The organism is Pseudomonas sp. GL-B-26 (genome assembly GCF_019947405.1).
Taxonomy (GTDB): Bacteria; Pseudomonadota; Gammaproteobacteria; order Pseudomonadales; family Pseudomonadaceae; genus Aquipseudomonas.
Window position 1 is genome coordinate 1 of the sequence record NZ_JAGYGJ010000021.1, and the last position, 15,380, is coordinate 15,380.

A 15,380-nucleotide genomic window follows, 5' to 3' on the forward strand; every position below is an offset into this window, starting at 1 on the left:
TTGCTGGCCGGGGGCGGGATGGCCGAGGAGGTAGTTGTCGACGGACGGCATGTGTTGCCGGTTCCCGAAGGTTTGTCCCTGGCTGAGGCGGCAGCGTTGCCAGAAGTGTATGCAACCGTTTGGCTGAATTTGTTTCAATTGGCTGCGCTCAAGCCGGGTGAGAAAGTTCTGTTGCACGCCGGAGCAAGTGGAATCGGTTCAGCTGCCATTCAGCTGTGCAAGGCGTTTGGTAACCCGTGCTGGGTCAGCGTCGGCTCTGCCGAGCGTCTGGCTTACTGCGAAGCGCTGGGGGCGCAAGGTGGGGTCGTGCGCAACAGGGATCTGGACAGCTTGAGTGACCTGGGGCCGTTCGATGTGATTCTCGACCCGGTGGGCGGCAACTACGCCGCGCTGAATCTGAAACTGATGGCGCTCGATGGCCGTTGGGTGCTGATCGGCCTGATGGGCGGTCGTGAGGCGCAGCTGGATCTGGCGCAGGTGCTGGCCAAGCGTGTGCAACTGCTGGGTTCGACTTTGCGCAGTCGCGACGAGCAGTTCAAGGCGGATCTGTTCAGTGATCTCAGCCAGCATGTCTGGCCGCTGTTTGCCGAAGGGCGTTTGAGCCCGCAATTGGCCAAGACCTTCCCGATCAAGGACGCCGAAGCGGCGTTTGCGGAGTTGGCGACTAATAAGGTGTCGGGAAAGTTGGTGTTGGTAATCGACGAAAGCCTGAGCTGAAATCGGGTTGGCTGTCAAAAGATCGCAGCCTCGCTTCGCTCGACAGCTCCTACAGGTGTAAGTAATCCATTTGTAGGAGCTGTCGAGCGAAGCGAGGCTGCGATCTTTTGCTTTTACTTCCAGAGATGGATCGGCCAGCCGGATTTTTCGGCGTGTTCGAGCAGCACCGGATCCGGGTTCACCACATGCGGGAAATCCACCTTCAGCAGCAACGGCAAATCATTGCGTGAGTCGGAGTAGAAACTGGCGCCCTCGAGGTTTTCCTCTTCCGCATCCAGCCACTCCAGCAAACGCGTGATCTTGCCTTCGCGGTAGGTCAGCGTGCCAACGGTGTTGCCGCTATACACCCCGTGTGCAACTTCCAGCTCGATGCCGAGAATCTTGTCAATGCCCAAACGATCGGCAATCGGCCTCACCAGGTGCGTGCCCGACGCTGAAATCACCAAAATCCGGTCGCCAGCCTTGCGATGGGCCGCAATGGCTTTGGTGGCGTCACTGAAAATGATCGGCTCGATGAAGTCTTCCACCCAAGGCCCCACCAAATGGTCGACCTCTTCGGGTGTGCGCCCGATCATCGGCTCCAGACTGAAGGTCATGTACTCCTCCATCCGTAGTTTGCCGTGGCTGTAGGCGTCCATCAGTTCATTGTTCTGACGCATGAACGACTCGGGATCGACCCAACCCAGGCGGCCCATTTGCTCGCTCCAGAGGGTGGCGCAGTCGCCATGGATCAGGGTTTCGTCCAAATCAAAAATTGCCAGGGCCATCAGTGCGGTTCTCTCTTCAACATCAGCAAAGTCATCAGGCTACCTCACACAGAGCCGTCGGATCGATGGAAAGCGCCAGACGCTGACCATCGGGATGCAAATCGGCCGCCGAGCGGTTCAGCACATCCACCACCAATTCCACGCCCCGGGCTTCGACCCGGTAGCGAATCACGTTGCCCAACAGGCTATGGCTGCGGATTTGCGCGTCGAGTTCGCCGTTCAGGCTCAGCTCGATGGCTTCCGGGCGAATCGCGATGCGGTGGGTAATCGGTCGCTGCAGCAGCTTTGTGGCGCTGTCGGCGTCCAGCAGGTTGTAGTTGCCGATGAAACCTGCGGCAAAGAAGTCGATGGGCGCAGTGTAAAGGGTCTGGGCGTCACCGCTTTGTACGATCTTTCCCTGATTCATCAAGAAAATCCGGTCGGACATGGTCAGGGCTTCTTCCTGATCGTGAGTGACGAAGATCGTAGTCAAGCCGAGTTCGCGCTGGATTTGACGGATCTGTTCGCGCAAGTGCTTGCGAATCCGCGCATCCAGGGCCGACAGCGGTTCATCCAGCAACAACAGACGAGGCCGGGTCACCAACGAGCGGGCGAGGGCGACTCGTTGGCATTGGCCGCCGGACAGTTGATGCGGATAACGCGCGGCAAAGTCGTTGAGCTCCACCAGTTTCAGTACTTCGGCAACACGCTTGTGGCTATCGTCGGCATTGACCTTCTGCATGCGCAATCCAAAGGCGACGTTCTGTTCAACGGTCATGTTTGGAAACAGTGCGTAGCTCTGGAACACCATGCCGATCCCGCGCTTCTGCGGGCTCAACGGCACGAGGTCGACGCCATCGAGCAGGATTTTGCCGCCATCCACCGAGGTCAGTCCGGCGATGCAACGTAGCAGTGTGGACTTGCCGCAACCGGACGGGCCGAGGAGAGTGACGAACTCGCCCTTATGGATTTCACAGTTGATGTCGCTGAATACAGTGGTGCCTGAATAGTTTTTTTGCAGGTGTTGGACGCTGACATAGCTCATTCGCTTTTGTCCTTGTTCAAGATATTGGCAGCCCAGGTCAGAACCAGCACAAAGAAGAAGTAGGAAATCACCACCGCACTGGTGAAGTGGCCGCTGCTGTTGCGCATGTTGTTGAGGTAGACCTGCAGGGTTTCGTAGCGGGTGCCGACGAGGATGTTGGCGAACACGAACTCACCGAACAGGAACGAGAACGACAGCAGCAACGCCACCATCAAACCTTTGCGCAAGTTTGGCAGCACCACCAGGAACGCCGCTTGCCAGGTGCTGGCACCGAGCAGTTGGGCGGAGTCCATCAGGTCGCGCAGGTTGATCGCTTGCAGGTTGTTGGTGATTGCCCGGTACATGAACGGCAGCGCCACGGTGAAGTAGCAACCGATCAGAATCCACGGCGTCCCGACCATCGCGAACGGACCGGAACCGTAAAGCTGCAACAGACCCACCGACGACACCACCGGCGGCACCGCGAAGGGCAACAGGATCAGGATGTTCATCAGCGCATCGAGTTTCGGGAAGTGGTAATGCACCACAAACAGCAACGGCAGAATCAGCACCACCGACAGAATCAGCGCGCCGATGCAGACCAGCAGCGATTGGCCGAACGAATGGAGAAACCGCGGATCGCTCCACAGCTCCACGTACCATTTAACGGTGAAGCCGCTGGGCAAAATGGTCGCTGACCAACTGCTGGCGATCGAGTAGATCAGCGTCCCGAGCAACGGCAGCAACAGTATGGCAAACAACAAATACACCACCACCCGGTGGTAGATGCCGACGGGGCCCAGTTCAGCGCGAGACATGGTAGCTCCTCTTCAACAGCAGCTGATGCACGATGGTCACCAGGGTCATCAACGCCACCAGCACCACAGCCAGGGCACTGGCGAGGTTCGGGTCAAGGGAAATGTCGCCGGAAACCATCGCCGCAATGCGGATTGTCAGCACGTTGAAGTTGCCGGTGGTCAGGGCATATACCGTGGCGTACGCGCCCAGGGCGTTGGCCAGCAGGATCACAAAGGTACCGAGCAGCGCCGGGGTCAGCACTGGCAAACCGATGTACCGCCAGTACTGCCAGCCGTTGGCGCCGAGCAGCGCGGCGGATTCACGCCAGTCTTCGCGCAGGGCATCAAAGGCCGGGTAGAGCAGCAACACGCCGAGCGGAATCTGGAAGTAGGTGTAGAGAATGATCAGCCCGGTTTTCGAATACAGGTTGAAGTCCTGAATGATCCCGGCCTGCTTGAGCATGATGGTGAAGCTGCCATTGAAGCCCAGCAGAATGATGAACGCGAAGGCCAAAGGCACGCCGGCAAAGTTGCTGGTCATGTTGGCGAAGGCGTTGACGAAGTTGCGCAGTTTCGAGTCGACCCGGCGCAGGGAGTAGGCACCGAGCACCGCGATGATGATCCCGAACACGCTGGACCAGAAACTGATCTCGAGGCTGAACTGGATCGCTTGCAGATAGAACTTCGAATTGAAGATCCTGGTGAAGTTGGCGATGCCCCAGCCGAACTCTTCCGATTGCAGGCTGTTGATCATCACCCAGGACAGCGGGGCGATCTGGAACACGATAAAGAACAGTGCGAAAGGCACCAGGCACAAGGCTGCCAGCCATTTGCCGCGCGTCATGGTGTTCACTTGAGCAGCTCCCGGCACACAGGTTTGTCGTGGGCCACGCCCAGCAGTTCGCAGACGGTGCCGCAGATTTCAGTTTGTTTCGGTGCTGCGTTGGCATTGAAGCTGAAAGCGTCGCCGAGGACGAACAGCGGTACTTCGCGTTCTTCCTGCAGCAGGCCGTTGTGGGAGCGGTCGTTGTTCATGCCATGGTCGGCGGTCACCAGCACCTGATACCCGGCGTCGAGCCAGGTGTGCAGGTAGTCGGCCAGAATAATGTCGGCCGAGCGGGCGCTGTTGCGGTATTGCGGAGTGTCGAGGCCGTGCTTGTGCCCGGCGTCGTCGATGTTCATGGGGTGGACCAGTAAAAAGTTCGGCGCATGACGCAGACGCAGGTTTTCGGCGTCGGCGAACAGGTGCGAGTCCGGGTAGTGATCGCTCCAGTAGAAATGACCGTGCTGGATTGGCAGGTCCGGGGCGTCGGTGTGACGATCCCGCGCGGCCACAAACGGCGAACGGTTATACAACTCACTGACCCAGTGATAGGCCGCGGCCGCGGTTACAAGGCCGGCATCGCTGGCGTAGTGATAGATGCTGCGCTGGTTGGACAGGCGCGAGACGTTGTTGTGAACGATGCCACTGTCGATCGGCGTGACGCCGGTCAGGATGCACTCGTAAAGCGGTCGGGACAGGGCCGGCAGTTCGCACTCCAGTTTGTAGAGCGCCGCGCGTCCTGCGCCAACGTAAGCCTGCAGGTGCCCCATGGCGTGACGGGCGACCTCGTAATTGAGGCCGTCGAGCACGACAAGGATGACGTTGTGCTTCATAGGGCGATGACTCCGCAAACAGATGATTCAAGAACGCAACCAACCCCCTGTGGGAGCGGGCTTGCTCGCGAAGGCGTTGCAACAGTCACCACGGATGGTGAATGTTATGGCCCCTTCGCGAGCAAGCCCGCTCCCACATTGGATCTCCATCAGATCTCCAAATGGGATCTACCGCATTACTGCTTCATATTGACGATGACTTCTTCCTGCCACTTCTGAGGAAGGGCTTTGGAGGTCTTTTCCCATGCGTCGGCGTCTTTGATCGGCGTGACCTTTTTGTACTGCTCGTTAGGCAGCAACTGGGCCTGAACCTCAGGCGGCAGTGTCAGATGCTCGGCGCGGATCGGACGGGCGTTGCCGCGTGCCAGATTGGTCTGGCCGGCGTCGCTGAAGATGTATTCGCGGGCCAGTTTGGCGGCATTCGGGTGCTTGGCGTACTTGTTGATGATGGTGGTGTAACCGGAGATCACCGAGCCATCGGATGGAATCAGCACGGTGTAGTCATCCGGGTTGACCATTTTGGCCTTGTAGCTCAGACCGTTGAAGTCCCAGACCACGCCGACTTCGATTTCACCCTTTTCCATGGTGGCAATTGTCGGGTTGGCCATCGACAGGCGGCCTTGCTTGGCGATCTCGGAAAACAGATCCAGCGCCGGTTGGAGGTTTTTCTCATTGCCACCATTGGCAAGCGCGGCAGCCAGAACGCCATTGGCCGCTTGGGCCGCGGTACTTACATCACCGATGGAAACTTTGTATTTGCCGTCCTTGAGGTCAGCCCATTTGGTCGGAGCGTCGGAGCCGTGCAGCAACTTTTTGTTGACGATGAACGCGATGGTGCCGGTGTAGGCGAGCGCCCAGTTGCCGTCCTTATCCTTTGCCCAGCTCGGGATCTGATCCCAGGTGCTTGGCTTGTAAGGTTGTACAACGCCTTGTTTCACCGAGATCGGACCGAACGCGGCACCGACATCACCGATATCGGCAGTGGCGTTGTCTTTTTCAGCGGCGAACTTGGCGATTTCCTGGGCCGAGCTCATGTCGGTGTCAATGTGTTTCAGGCCGTAGTTCTTGGCCAGGTCATCCCAGGTGCCTTTCCAGTTGGCCCAGTTGTCGGGCATGCCGACGCTGTTGACCTCACCTTCCGCTTTCGCCGCGGCTTCCAGGGTTTTCAAATCGGTATCAGCCGCCATCGCGGCGGTGCACATGGCAATGGTCGAGCCTAACAGTGAGGCCAGGAAAAGCTGTTTCATCCGAAGCTCCTTTGGGCGTTTTCAACGCTGCGATTGCGGTTGTGTTGGTCTAGGTCAGCAATACCTGAGCCAATTTAGGCGCCCCTGATGACATTTTGATGTCGACGACTGGTCGGCCTATATTTTTTGAGCTGCAATGCTCAGGCTTCGGAGTAAGCGTAGACCATGGCTAATAGGCTGATATAAAAGGACTTGGCCGTGAAATTGCAGGCGTCTGGATCAACCGTTCGGCGGCTTTGTCATCTGTCAGTCATGTGCAGTGCCTAGGCTTGTCGGGAGTTGAGGGAACCGATTTGAATCGCGGTTCCGCCCCGAAACAGTGCTGGTCTAGTCCAGATAGGTAACGTTGATGCGCATCGAGACAACCAAAGCGGTGACAGCCATCGGGCAGGTTCTGCAGGAACAGCTCGACCATGGCCTGTTGGCGCCCGGGAGCAAACTGCCGGCCGAGCGCAAACTCAGTGAGTTGTTCGGGACCACGCGCATCACCGTGCGTGAAGCGTTGTTGCAGCTGGAAGCCCAGGGGCAGATCTATCGGGAGGAGCGCCGTGGCTGGTTCGTGTCGCCACCGCGCCTGGCCTACAACCTGATGCAGCGCAGTCACTTTCACGCGATGGTCAGTGCACAGGGGCGGGTGCCATCCACCGAGGTGATTTCAGCGCGGTTGCAACCGGCGTCGGCGTCGGTCTGTGCCTGGTTGCAGTTGCCGGCGTTGTCGAGCGTGATTCAGATTTGCCGGGCACGGCGGATTGATGAGCGGCTGGTGTTGTATGTGGAGCACTATTTGAATCCGCAGTTTTTTCCGGGGATTCTGGATTTCGATTTGAATCAGTCGATTACCGAACTGTATGCGCGGCATTACGATTTGCATTACGGGCGGGTGCGTTTCGAGATTGTGCCGACGGCGTTGTCGGTGGATGCGGCGGCGGCTTTACGGGTGTCGGTGGGGAGTCCGGGGTTGCGCATTGCTCGGGTCAATTACGATCAGCATGAGCGGTTGATCGATTGTGATCTGGAGTTTTGGCGGCACGACGCGATTCATGTCGGGGTTGATGTCGTCTGAACCTGGCCGCCACACACTGTGATTTTTTACGTTATCCGAAGCGGTAGATGTCCATGCCCAAGGCCCCCATGGTGAATCCCTTGTGGGCCACGCTGAAATGTCCTCCGGCGCCGCGGGCAAAATACAAAGGCAACAAATGTTCATCACTCGGATGGTTGCGCACGGCATTCGGTGCTTGCTGACGGTAATCGTGCAACGCGGTTTCGTCGTTGGCAGCGAGTTTTTCGATCATCCAGTCACGAAATGTCTGGGCCCAGGGTTCGACGCTTTCTGTGCCGGCGTGCCAGTCCAGTTCACGCAAGTTGTGGGTGATGCTCCCGGAACCGATCAGCAGCACGCCGTGTTCGCGCAGACTGGCCAGGGCATGACCGACTCGGGTCTGCAGGGCCGGGCCGCCGCGAGTGGGCAGCGAAACTTGCACCACGGGGATATCGGCTTGTGGATACATCAATGACAAGGGCACCCAGACACCATGGTCGAACGGCCGTTCGGCGTCGATGCGTGCAGGCAGGCCATCGCTCTTCAGCAGTTCGACAACCTCTGCGGCCAATTGTGGATTGCCGGGCGCCGGGTATTGCACGTCGAATAACGCCTGCGGAAAGCCGCCGAAGTCATGCCAGGTTTCAGGCTGGGGATTGCCGCTGACCAGCAACTCATTGCTTTCCCAATGTGCAGAAACAATTACGATGGCTTTGGGTTTCGGCAATTCTGCGGCCAGGCGAGCGAGGGCTGGCCCGCTGGCGCCCGGTTCCAGTGCCAACATGGGCGAGCCATGGGATATGTACAGGCTGGGGAACATGAATGAGCTCCTGAGGGGTAAGATGGCCTCATCTTCAGTCAGATCATTGATCTAAATCTAATATAAGTTTTAGGGTCTTTTGATCGAATTTTCGGGATTAATTATGCAGCCGGAGTTTTGGCACAAGCGGTGGACGTCGAATCAGATCGGCTTTCACCTGCCGGAAGTGAATCCATATCTGCAACGGTACTGGCCGCAGCTGGGCCTGGAAGAGGGCGCGCGCGTCCTGGTGCCGCTATGTGGCAAAAGCCTGGATCTGCTGTGGCTGGCGAAATGCGGTCACGAGGTGCTGGGCGTCGAGTTGTCGGAAAAAGCGGTGGAAGACTTTTTCCACGAGCATCAATTTGATCCGGACGTCAGCGACCAAGGCCCCTTCACCGTCTATCGGGCGGGCTCGATCGAGATCTGGTGTGGTGATTTCTTCGCGTTGACGGCCGGCGATGTCGCCGATTGCAGTGCGCTGTACGACCGCGCTGCGTTGATCGCCTTGCCACCGAAGATGCGCGAGCAATACGCCGAGCATCTGAAGCGGATTGTGCCGAAGGATTCGCTGGGGCTGCTGATTACCCTGGATTACGACCAGGCACAAATGGAGGGGCCGCCCTTTGCAGTGCTGGATGACGAAGTGCAACGGTTGTTCGGTGCGTCGTGGGAGTTGAAGACTCTGGAGGACCAGGACGTTCTGGGCGAAAGCTGGAAGTTCCTGGAAAACGGTGTTACGCGGCTTGAAGAGCGGGTTTATCGGGTTTCCAGCCGGTAAAAGGTGTTGTTTGTGCTGGCCCCTTCGCGAGCAAGCCCGCTCCCACATTGGAGAGCATTCCCCCTGTGGGAGCGGGCTTGCTCGCGAAGAGGCCCTGAAGCACACCGCAATAATCAGCAGACAAAAAAAGGCCCGCATCACTGCGGGCCTTTTCTTTTAGTGCGGGACCTATCAGCCCCGACGACGCAGTGCGTCGATGCGCTCTTCCAGCGGCGGGTGGCTCATGAACATGCGGGCGAACCCCTGTTTGATGCCACCGTTAATGCCGAAAGCCGTCAGGGTGTCCGGCATGTGCACCGGCAGCCCCTGTTCGGCACGCAGGCGTTGCAGGGCACCGATCATTGCGGCGGTACCGGCCAGGCGTGCACCGGCTTCGTCTGCACGGAATTCGCGTTTACGCGAGAACCACATGACGATGGCGCTGGCCAGAATGCCCAGAACCAGTTCGGCGAAGATGGTTGCCACGTAGTAGGCGATGCCCTGGCCTTCTTCGTTCTTGAAGATCACCTTGTCGACAAAGTTGCCGATGATCCGTGCGAAGAACATCACGAAGGTGTTCACCACGCCCTGGACCAATGCCAGGGTGACCATGTCGCCATTGGCGACGTGGCCGATTTCGTGGGCCAGAACGGCCTTCACTTCATCTGGCGAGAAACGCTCGAGCAGCCCTTGGCTGACCGCTACCAACGCGTCGTTCTTGTTCCAGCCGGTGGCAAAGGCGTTCGCCTCGTAGGCCGGGAAAATACCGACTTCGGGCATCTTGATCCCGGCTTCGCGGGATAATTGCTCGACGGTTTGCAGCAGCCATTGCTCGTGACGTGTGCGCGGCTGGCTGATGATTTGGGTGCTGGTGCTCATCTTCGCCATCCACTTGGAGATGAACAGCGAGAACAGCGAACCGGCGAAACCAAAGACCGCACAGAAAATCAGCAGCTGATTGAGGTTGAGATCAACCCCGTTGGCCGCCATGAACCCGTTGAAGCCGAAAAGGCTCAGGGTGATGCTGGCAATCAGCACGACCGCCAGGTTAGTGGCCAAAAACAGCAGGATGCGCATCATGGTTGTAGAAATCTCCTCATGCTAAAGATGTAGCGTACTGCGGGGTATATAAGGTGCTGACCCGGGCTATTCAACCGGGTGACTATTTCAAACTGTGTCCTACGGCAACAGTCTAGCTGTTTGAAGGGCATTTCCGACGTTGATGCGGGAAGCGTTTGTCAGGCAATTAGCGTCATAAGCCCCGCCATTGTTAGACGCGAGCACTCAACGGTCATCAGTCAGCGATTGAAGAAGCGATGTTCGGTAGGGCGCAAAGAAATGTTGCTGAATCAATCACCGTGCGACTTGCGCAAGCGTCGCACGGTGACAGGCAGGTTACTGGCGATAGGTCTTGAGGAAATTGCCGATACGTCCGATGGCCATGTCCAGGTCGTCCACGCGCGGCAGGGTCACCACACGGAAGTGGTCCGGCCATGGCCAGTTGAAGGCGGTGCCTTGAACCACCAGCAGCTTCTCCGACAGCAGCAGGTCGAGCACGAATTTCTCGTCGTTATGGATCGGGCAGACTTTCGGGTCGATCCGTGGGAACGCATACAGCGCGCCCATTGGCTTGACGCAGCTCACGCCGGGAATGTCGTTGAGCAGTTCCCAGGTGCGATTGCGCTGTTCCAACAGTCGTCCGTTGGGCAATACCAGATCATTGATGCTCTGGTAGCCGCCGAGGGCGGTCTGGATCGCATGCTGGCTCGGCACGTTGGCACACAGACGCATGTTGGCCAGCATGTCGATGCCTTCGATGTAGCTCTGGGCGTGGTGTTTCGGGCCGGAAATGGCGATCCAGCCGGAACGGAAACCCGCCACGCGATAAGACTTGGACAGACCGTTGAACGTCAGGCACAGCAGATCTGGCGCCAGGGAAGCCGTGCAGATGTGCACGGCATCGTCGTACAGAATCTTGTCGTAGATCTCGTCGGAAAAAACCACCAGGTTGTGCTGACGGGCCAGTTCCAGCATGCCCAGCAGGACTTCTTTCGAATACACCGCGCCCGTCGGGTTGTTCGGGTTGATGATCACCAGTGCTTTGGTGTTCGGGGTGATCTTGGCCTTGATGTCGGCCAGGTCCGGCCACCAGTTGGCCTGCTCGTCGCACAGGTAATGCACCGGGTTGCCGCCCGACAGGCTCACCGCGGCGGTCCACAGTGGGTAGTCCGGGGCCGGCACCAGCACTTCGTCGCCGTTGTTGAGCAAGGCCTGCATCGACATCACGATCAGCTCGGAAACGCCGTTGCCCAAATAGATGTCTTCAATGCCGACGCCTTCTACCTGCTTTTGCTGGTAGTACTGCATCACGGCCTTGCGGGCGCTGAACAGACCTTTGGAATCGCTGTAGCCCTGAGCAGTCGGCAGGTTGCGGATGACGTCCTGAAGGATTTCATCCGGCGCTTCGAAACCAAAAGGCGCCGGGTTGCCGATGTTCAGCTTGAGGATGCGATGGCCTTCCTCTTCCAGGCGTTTGGCGTGCTTGAGCACTGGGCCGCGAATGTCGTAGCAGACGTTGGCGAGCTTGTTCGATTTGCTGACCTGCATGGCGATGTGTTCCCGAAAATGAACGATCCAGGCGGCGTATGAACGACCGTGCTGGGAATCCTGCGTATTCACACAGGCCTGGCGCCTTGAGAGGCAGCACCCATAATCCGTTTGAATGCGCGTGGTCTGGCTGCCAGACTGGCGTTTGACGAGGCGCAATCATACGTGCCGCCCGATCCGTGGAAAAGGTACAGATCGGGCTTTTTCAGCTGCTGAGGTGTGATGATGGAAAAGTTGGAAAAAACCCTGGAAGAATGGCGGGCGATGCTCGATCCGGAGCAGTACAACGTTTGCCGCCTCAAAGGCACCGAACGGCCGTTCTCCGGCAAATACAACGACAGCAAGGTCGATGGCATTTACCACTGCATCTGCTGCAACGAGCCGCTGTTCGACTCCAAAACCAAATTCGACTCCGGCTGCGGCTGGCCGAGCTTCTATGCTCCGATCGGCGACAGCGCCATGGTCGAGATTCGTGACGTCAGCCACGGCATGATCCGCACCGAAGTGGTCTGTGCCAAATGCGATGCGCACCTGGGGCACGTGTTCCCGGACGGCCCGCCGCCGACCGGCCTGCGTTATTGCATCAACTCGGTGTGCCTGGACCTGGTACCCCGCGGGAAATAAACCAGAGGGCGATCCGATGATCGCCCTTCGGATATTTAAATTGCACACAATTCAATTGCTCGCTATGTTTGTCTTGTCTTCCCTCATTTAGAGTCCGAACCATGAGCGACAACCTGCTGAGCATCCCTTGCACCACCATCAAGGGTGAGCAAAAGACCCTGGCGGATTTCGCCGGCAAGGCCGTGTTGGTGGTCAATACCGCGAGCAAATGCGGCTTCACTCCGCAATACAAAGGCCTTGAAGAGTTGTGGCAGACCTACAAGGATCAAGGTCTGGTGGTGCTGGGTTTTCCGTGTAACCAGTTTGGCAAGCAAGAGCCGGGTAACGAAGGGGCGATTTCCGAGTTCTGCGAGTTGAACTTCGGCGTCAGTTTTCCGCTGTTCAAAAAGATTGAAGTCAATGGCGCCGGTGCCCATCCGCTGTTCGTTCAACTGAAAAAACGCGCGCCGGGTGTGCTGGGTTCCCAGGGCATCAAGTGGAACTTCACCAAGTTTCTGATCGGCAAGGATGGCCAGCTGGTCAAGCGCTTCGCCCCCGCGACCAAGCCGCAGGACCTGACCCGCGAGATCGAAGCCCTGCTCAAATGAACACCTTGTCAGTCGATTCCCTGAAGCTTGACAGCCAGCTGTGCTTCAAGCTGTACGCCGCTTCCCGGGCGGTGATCCGCGCCTACAAGCCGATGCTCGATCAGCTCGGCCTGACCTACCCGCAATACCTGGCGATGCTGGTGTTGTGGGAATGGCAGGAGGCAGCCCCGGAGCAGCCGACGGTCAAGGCGTTGGGCGAACGCCTGGCGCTGGATTCCGGCACGTTGACACCGTTGCTCAAACGTCTTGAGCAGCTGCAATTGGTTCAGCGTCAGCGCTCGGCGCGGGATGAACGTGAAGTGCATTTGAGCCTGTCGCCAACCGGCAAGGCCTTGCGCGATCAGGTCGGGCCGCTCAAGGCCCGTCTGTTATGCGACAGCGGTGTGGATCTGGATCGCCTGAATGATCTGCGCGATGGTCTTGATCATCTTTTGGGGCAAATCAAAGCGCTGTCGTAGTAGGGACCCACAAGTCCAGCAGGGCAGCCAACTCTTCCCGGCGGAAGGGTTTTGCCAGGTAATCGCTCATGCCTGCCGCACGACAGCGTTCGCGCTCTTCGGACATGGCGTTGGCGGTCAGGGCGACGATGGGCAGCTGTGGCCAGCGTCCGCTACGACGGATTTGCCGACTGGCCTCGTAGCCGTCCATCACCGGCATGTTGCAGTCCATCAGCACCAGATCGAATTCGCTCTGCTCCAGCTGATCCAGCGCCTCACCACCGTGACCGGCGACAATCACCTCGCAACCGAGTTTTCCGAGCATCCCCTTGGCCACCAGTTGGTTGACCGGATTGTCCTCCACCAGCAGCACGCGTCCGCGTCGTTGTGGGGAGAGGGCGTCGAGTCGGGCACCGTTGATCGTGTTGAGTTCCGGCTGCAGGGTTCGCCGTAGCGTCTGGTACAGCGCGTTGCGTGCCAGAGGCCGCGCCTGTTGCTGTAAGGGGGCGAGGGCAAGTGCTTGTTCGCTGGGCATGAAACTGCCATAAGCGGTGACCAGCAGAATGGGCGCTGTACACGAAGGACGCAGGCCAAACAGGCATTCGGGGCAATCGGTAATCAGTACATCCGGGTTCAGGCCCAGCAACGAGTCATCGAGGGAACGCTGCTCATAGTCGAGCCCCCAGCCGGGTAACACACTTTTCAACAGTTCTGCCAGACCGCTGCGGGCGGCGGTGATTGCGATGACCTTGCCCTGTAAAGAGGCCGGGGGAAGGGCGCGAGTGTGGCTGGGCAGCGGCAGATCCGCACAGAACTGGCTGCCGAAGCCTGCTTCCGAGCTGATGGTGAGGCGCCCTTGCATGGCTTCGCAGAGGTTGTAGGTCAGTGCCAGGCCCAACCCGGTCCCGCCGAATTGTCGGGTAATGCCGGCACCCGCCTGCGTGAATGGCTGGAAGATCTTGACCTGGGCGTCCTGGGCGATACCGATGCCGGTGTCGCAGACTTCGATTCTGACGCCGTCCTCGAACGTCGACAGGCGCACATCGACGCGACCGAAACGGGTGAACTTGAGGGCGTTGGACAAGAGGTTGCTGACGATCTGTCGGACCCGCGTCGGATCCCCAAGCACCAGGGCCGGAAAGTGCGGGTCGATCAGGCAGCTCAGCTCGACACTCGGCGCGGCGTTTTGCGATAGCAGGTTAGCGGTGTCCTCGATCAGCGAACCGAGGTCGAACGGAATATGTTCGAGCTCAAGTTGGCCGGCATCGAACTTCGACAAATCGAGAATATCGTTGAGCAGTTCCACCAGTACTTTGCCCGAGTCATGGGCGATGGACAGCTGTTGCTGTTGCTCGGCATTGAGCGGGCCGTCCAGGGAAAGCGCGATCATCCCCAGCAGGCCATTGAGCGGCGTGCGGATCTCGTGGCTCATGTTGGCCAGGAACACCGAGCGCGCTTCGGCCATGTCCAGGGCGGTTCTGCGGGCGACTTCCAGTTCCTGATTGGATTGGCTGAGCCGCGAGTTGATCGCCTTGAGCTCCGCTGTGCGGGCCGAGACGATGTTCTCCAGTTGCTCGAGGTAGTCGGTCAGGCGGTTTTCGGCGTTGCGTCGTTGCTGGATTTCGGTGGCGATGTTTTCGAATTGTTGATTGGCAACCTTGACCAGTACACCGATTTCATCGTTTTCATGGTCCGTCGGACACTCCAGCGACGTCGACTCCGTGCTGCGCGGGTCGCGACTGCTGAGTTCACGGATGACCCGCACCAACGGCTTGGTCAGCATCACATAGAACAGCGCCAGCAGGATGCCGGTCAGCAGCAGGCTGCGAGCGAAGCCGTTGAGCAGGGTCACCTCGGCCCGGCGCAGGAACCGGTTGCCGAATGAATAAGTGTCGACGTCCAGACGCAGGGTGCCGAGGGATTCGGTCGGCAAGTGATCCAGGTAGAGACGGTCTTCGAACTGCCGGTTGGCGCCGAACAGGAAGTCACTGATCACCCTGTAACCGCTTTGCACGCCCGGGCGTTTGACGCTGGCCAGCACGGTACTGTTGTTGTCGATCAACTGCGCGCCGATGATCGCAGGTGAGCGCAACAGGCCCAGGGTCAGTTCCTGAGCGAGTTCGGCGTCGATGTTGTAGGCGATGCGGGACGCGGGGTTGTGGCTGATTTCCAGCAAAGACAGGATTTCGCGGTTGATGGAGGCGTCTTCACTGGCATAATCGATGCCGATTTGCAGCAGACTGAGCAGCGTGCCCAGAATGAAACCGACCAGCACGGTAAGCCTGGCTTGCTTGTAGGACAGCCGGTTGGTGAACTTGATATCCATGGGGTGTCGAA

At 58.6% G+C, this 15,380-nt stretch carries 16 protein-coding genes; 6 read left to right on the forward strand and 10 right to left on the reverse strand.

All coding sequences use genetic code 11. The annotated features are described in order from the left end of the window. On the forward strand, positions 1 to 717 hold a 717-nt coding region (locus KGB23_RS15355; RefSeq protein WP_223431691.1), incomplete at its 5' end, for a zinc-binding dehydrogenase. Positions 718 to 830: 113 nt separating this feature from the next. Here the strand turns inward: KGB23_RS15355 and KGB23_RS15360 are convergent. From KGB23_RS15360 to KGB23_RS15385, 6 genes are all read right to left on the reverse strand, one after another. Then, positions 831 to 1,484 (reverse strand): HAD family hydrolase, encoded by a 654-nt coding sequence (locus KGB23_RS15360; RefSeq protein ID WP_223431692.1) that lies wholly within the window; start codon positions 1,482 to 1,484, stop codon positions 831 to 833. A 34-nt stretch (positions 1,485 to 1,518) separates the two neighbouring features. Beyond that, entirely contained in the window at positions 1,519 to 2,508 is a 990-nt protein-coding gene (locus KGB23_RS15365; protein ID WP_223431693.1) for an ABC transporter ATP-binding protein, read from the reverse strand. After that, positions 2,505 to 3,305 (reverse strand): ABC transporter permease, encoded by an 801-nt coding sequence (locus KGB23_RS15370; protein ID WP_223431694.1) that lies wholly within the window; start codon positions 3,303 to 3,305, stop codon positions 2,505 to 2,507. The genes KGB23_RS15365 and KGB23_RS15370 overlap by 4 nt, the downstream gene beginning before the upstream one ends. Next, on the reverse strand, positions 3,292 to 4,128 hold the full coding sequence (locus KGB23_RS15375) for an ABC transporter permease (RefSeq protein ID WP_162247448.1): 837 nt from the start codon (positions 4,126 to 4,128) through the stop codon (positions 3,292 to 3,294). The genes KGB23_RS15370 and KGB23_RS15375 overlap by 14 nt, the downstream gene beginning before the upstream one ends. Positions 4,129 to 4,133: 5 nt before the next feature. Then, positions 4,134 to 4,940, reverse strand: a complete 807-nt coding sequence (locus tag KGB23_RS15380; protein ID WP_223431695.1) for an alkaline phosphatase family protein — start codon at positions 4,938 to 4,940, stop codon at positions 4,134 to 4,136. Between the two features lie 176 nt (positions 4,941 to 5,116). Beyond that, positions 5,117 to 6,187 carry an ABC transporter substrate-binding protein gene (locus KGB23_RS15385; protein ID WP_046049149.1) on the reverse strand — a complete coding sequence of 357 codons (1,071 nt, stop codon included), beginning with the start codon at positions 6,185 to 6,187 and terminating at the stop codon, positions 5,117 to 5,119. A 349-nt stretch (positions 6,188 to 6,536) separates the two neighbouring features. Between KGB23_RS15385 and KGB23_RS15390 the strand changes: the two genes are divergently transcribed. Continuing rightward, the gene (locus tag KGB23_RS15390; protein ID WP_223431696.1) at positions 6,537 to 7,250 is read left to right on the forward strand and encodes a UTRA domain-containing protein; all 714 of its coding nucleotides are present in this window, start codon (positions 6,537 to 6,539) and stop codon (positions 7,248 to 7,250) included. A gap of 31 nt (positions 7,251 to 7,281) precedes the next feature. Here the strand turns inward: KGB23_RS15390 and KGB23_RS15395 are convergent, their stop codons facing one another. After that, the gene (locus KGB23_RS15395) at positions 7,282 to 8,049 is read right to left on the reverse strand and encodes a DODA-type extradiol aromatic ring-opening family dioxygenase (protein ID WP_223431697.1); all 768 of its coding nucleotides are present in this window, start codon (positions 8,047 to 8,049) and stop codon (positions 7,282 to 7,284) included. Positions 8,050 to 8,152: 103 nt separating this feature from the next. Between KGB23_RS15395 and KGB23_RS15400 the strand changes: the two genes are divergently transcribed. After that, on the forward strand, positions 8,153 to 8,809 hold the full coding sequence (locus KGB23_RS15400) for a thiopurine S-methyltransferase (RefSeq protein WP_223431698.1): 657 nt from the start codon (positions 8,153 to 8,155) through the stop codon (positions 8,807 to 8,809). A gap of 171 nt (positions 8,810 to 8,980) precedes the next feature. On the opposite strand, the gene htpX is transcribed toward KGB23_RS15400, so the two are convergent. Together htpX and KGB23_RS15410 are read right to left on the reverse strand one after the other, a co-directional pair. Beyond that, on the reverse strand, positions 8,981 to 9,868 hold the full coding sequence (gene htpX / locus KGB23_RS15405) for a protease HtpX (protein ID WP_008145865.1): 888 nt from the start codon (positions 9,866 to 9,868) through the stop codon (positions 8,981 to 8,983). 315 nt (positions 9,869 to 10,183) lie between these two features. Then, entirely contained in the window at positions 10,184 to 11,395 is a 1,212-nt protein-coding gene (locus KGB23_RS15410; RefSeq protein ID WP_046049239.1) for a pyridoxal phosphate-dependent aminotransferase, read from the reverse strand. A 225-nt stretch (positions 11,396 to 11,620) separates the two neighbouring features. Here KGB23_RS15410 and msrB point away from each other — a divergent pair, with 225 nt between their 5' ends. From msrB to KGB23_RS15425, 3 genes are all read left to right on the forward strand, one after another. Further along, positions 11,621 to 12,019: a peptide-methionine (R)-S-oxide reductase MsrB gene (gene msrB, locus KGB23_RS15415; protein ID WP_223431699.1), complete on the forward strand. Its 399-nt coding sequence runs from the start codon at positions 11,621 to 11,623 to the stop codon at positions 12,017 to 12,019. Between the two features lie 101 nt (positions 12,020 to 12,120). Further along, on the forward strand, positions 12,121 to 12,606 hold the full coding sequence (locus tag KGB23_RS15420) for a glutathione peroxidase (protein ID WP_008002671.1): 486 nt from the start codon (positions 12,121 to 12,123) through the stop codon (positions 12,604 to 12,606). Then, complete coding sequence (locus tag KGB23_RS15425; RefSeq protein ID WP_008145868.1) at positions 12,603 to 13,064, forward strand: MarR family winged helix-turn-helix transcriptional regulator; 462 nt, start codon at positions 12,603 to 12,605, stop codon at positions 13,062 to 13,064. The genes KGB23_RS15420 and KGB23_RS15425 overlap by 4 nt, the downstream gene beginning before the upstream one ends. Here KGB23_RS15425 and KGB23_RS15430 read toward each other — a convergent pair. Continuing rightward, the gene (locus KGB23_RS15430; protein WP_223431700.1) at positions 13,048 to 15,369 is read right to left on the reverse strand and encodes a response regulator; all 2,322 of its coding nucleotides are present in this window, start codon (positions 15,367 to 15,369) and stop codon (positions 13,048 to 13,050) included. The genes KGB23_RS15425 and KGB23_RS15430 overlap by 17 nt on opposite strands. Positions 15,370 to 15,380 lie beyond the last annotated feature (11 nt).

Excerpts from the sequence above, each read along its gene's own strand:
- msrB (WP_223431699.1), top strand. The coding sequence starts at position 11,621 with ATGGAAAAGTTGGAAAAAACCCTGGAAGAATGGCGGGCGATGCTCGAT.
- htpX (WP_008145865.1), bottom strand. The coding sequence starts at position 9,868 with ATGATGCGCATCCTGCTGTTTTTGGCCACTAACCTGGCGGTCGTGCTG.
- KGB23_RS15410 (WP_046049239.1), bottom strand. The coding sequence starts at position 11,395 with ATGCAGGTCAGCAAATCGAACAAGCTCGCCAACGTCTGCTACGACATT.
- KGB23_RS15390 (WP_223431696.1), top strand. The coding sequence starts at position 6,537 with ATGCGCATCGAGACAACCAAAGCGGTGACAGCCATCGGGCAGGTTCTG.
- KGB23_RS15430 (WP_223431700.1), bottom strand. The coding sequence starts at position 15,369 with ATGGATATCAAGTTCACCAACCGGCTGTCCTACAAGCAAGCCAGGCTT.
- KGB23_RS15425 (WP_008145868.1), top strand. The coding sequence starts at position 12,603 with ATGAACACCTTGTCAGTCGATTCCCTGAAGCTTGACAGCCAGCTGTGC.
- KGB23_RS15375 (WP_162247448.1), bottom strand. The coding sequence starts at position 4,128 with ATGACGCGCGGCAAATGGCTGGCAGCCTTGTGCCTGGTGCCTTTCGCA.
- KGB23_RS15365 (WP_223431693.1), bottom strand. The coding sequence starts at position 2,508 with ATGAGCTATGTCAGCGTCCAACACCTGCAAAAAAACTATTCAGGCACC.
- KGB23_RS15420 (WP_008002671.1), top strand. The coding sequence starts at position 12,121 with ATGAGCGACAACCTGCTGAGCATCCCTTGCACCACCATCAAGGGTGAG.
- KGB23_RS15370 (WP_223431694.1), bottom strand. The coding sequence starts at position 3,305 with ATGTCTCGCGCTGAACTGGGCCCCGTCGGCATCTACCACCGGGTGGTG.
- KGB23_RS15400 (WP_223431698.1), top strand. The coding sequence starts at position 8,153 with ATGCAGCCGGAGTTTTGGCACAAGCGGTGGACGTCGAATCAGATCGGC.
- KGB23_RS15360 (WP_223431692.1), bottom strand. The coding sequence starts at position 1,484 with ATGGCCCTGGCAATTTTTGATTTGGACGAAACCCTGATCCATGGCGAC.
- KGB23_RS15395 (WP_223431697.1), bottom strand. The coding sequence starts at position 8,049 with ATGTTCCCCAGCCTGTACATATCCCATGGCTCGCCCATGTTGGCACTG.
- KGB23_RS15380 (WP_223431695.1), bottom strand. The coding sequence starts at position 4,940 with ATGAAGCACAACGTCATCCTTGTCGTGCTCGACGGCCTCAATTACGAG.
- KGB23_RS15385 (WP_046049149.1), bottom strand. The coding sequence starts at position 6,187 with ATGAAACAGCTTTTCCTGGCCTCACTGTTAGGCTCGACCATTGCCATG.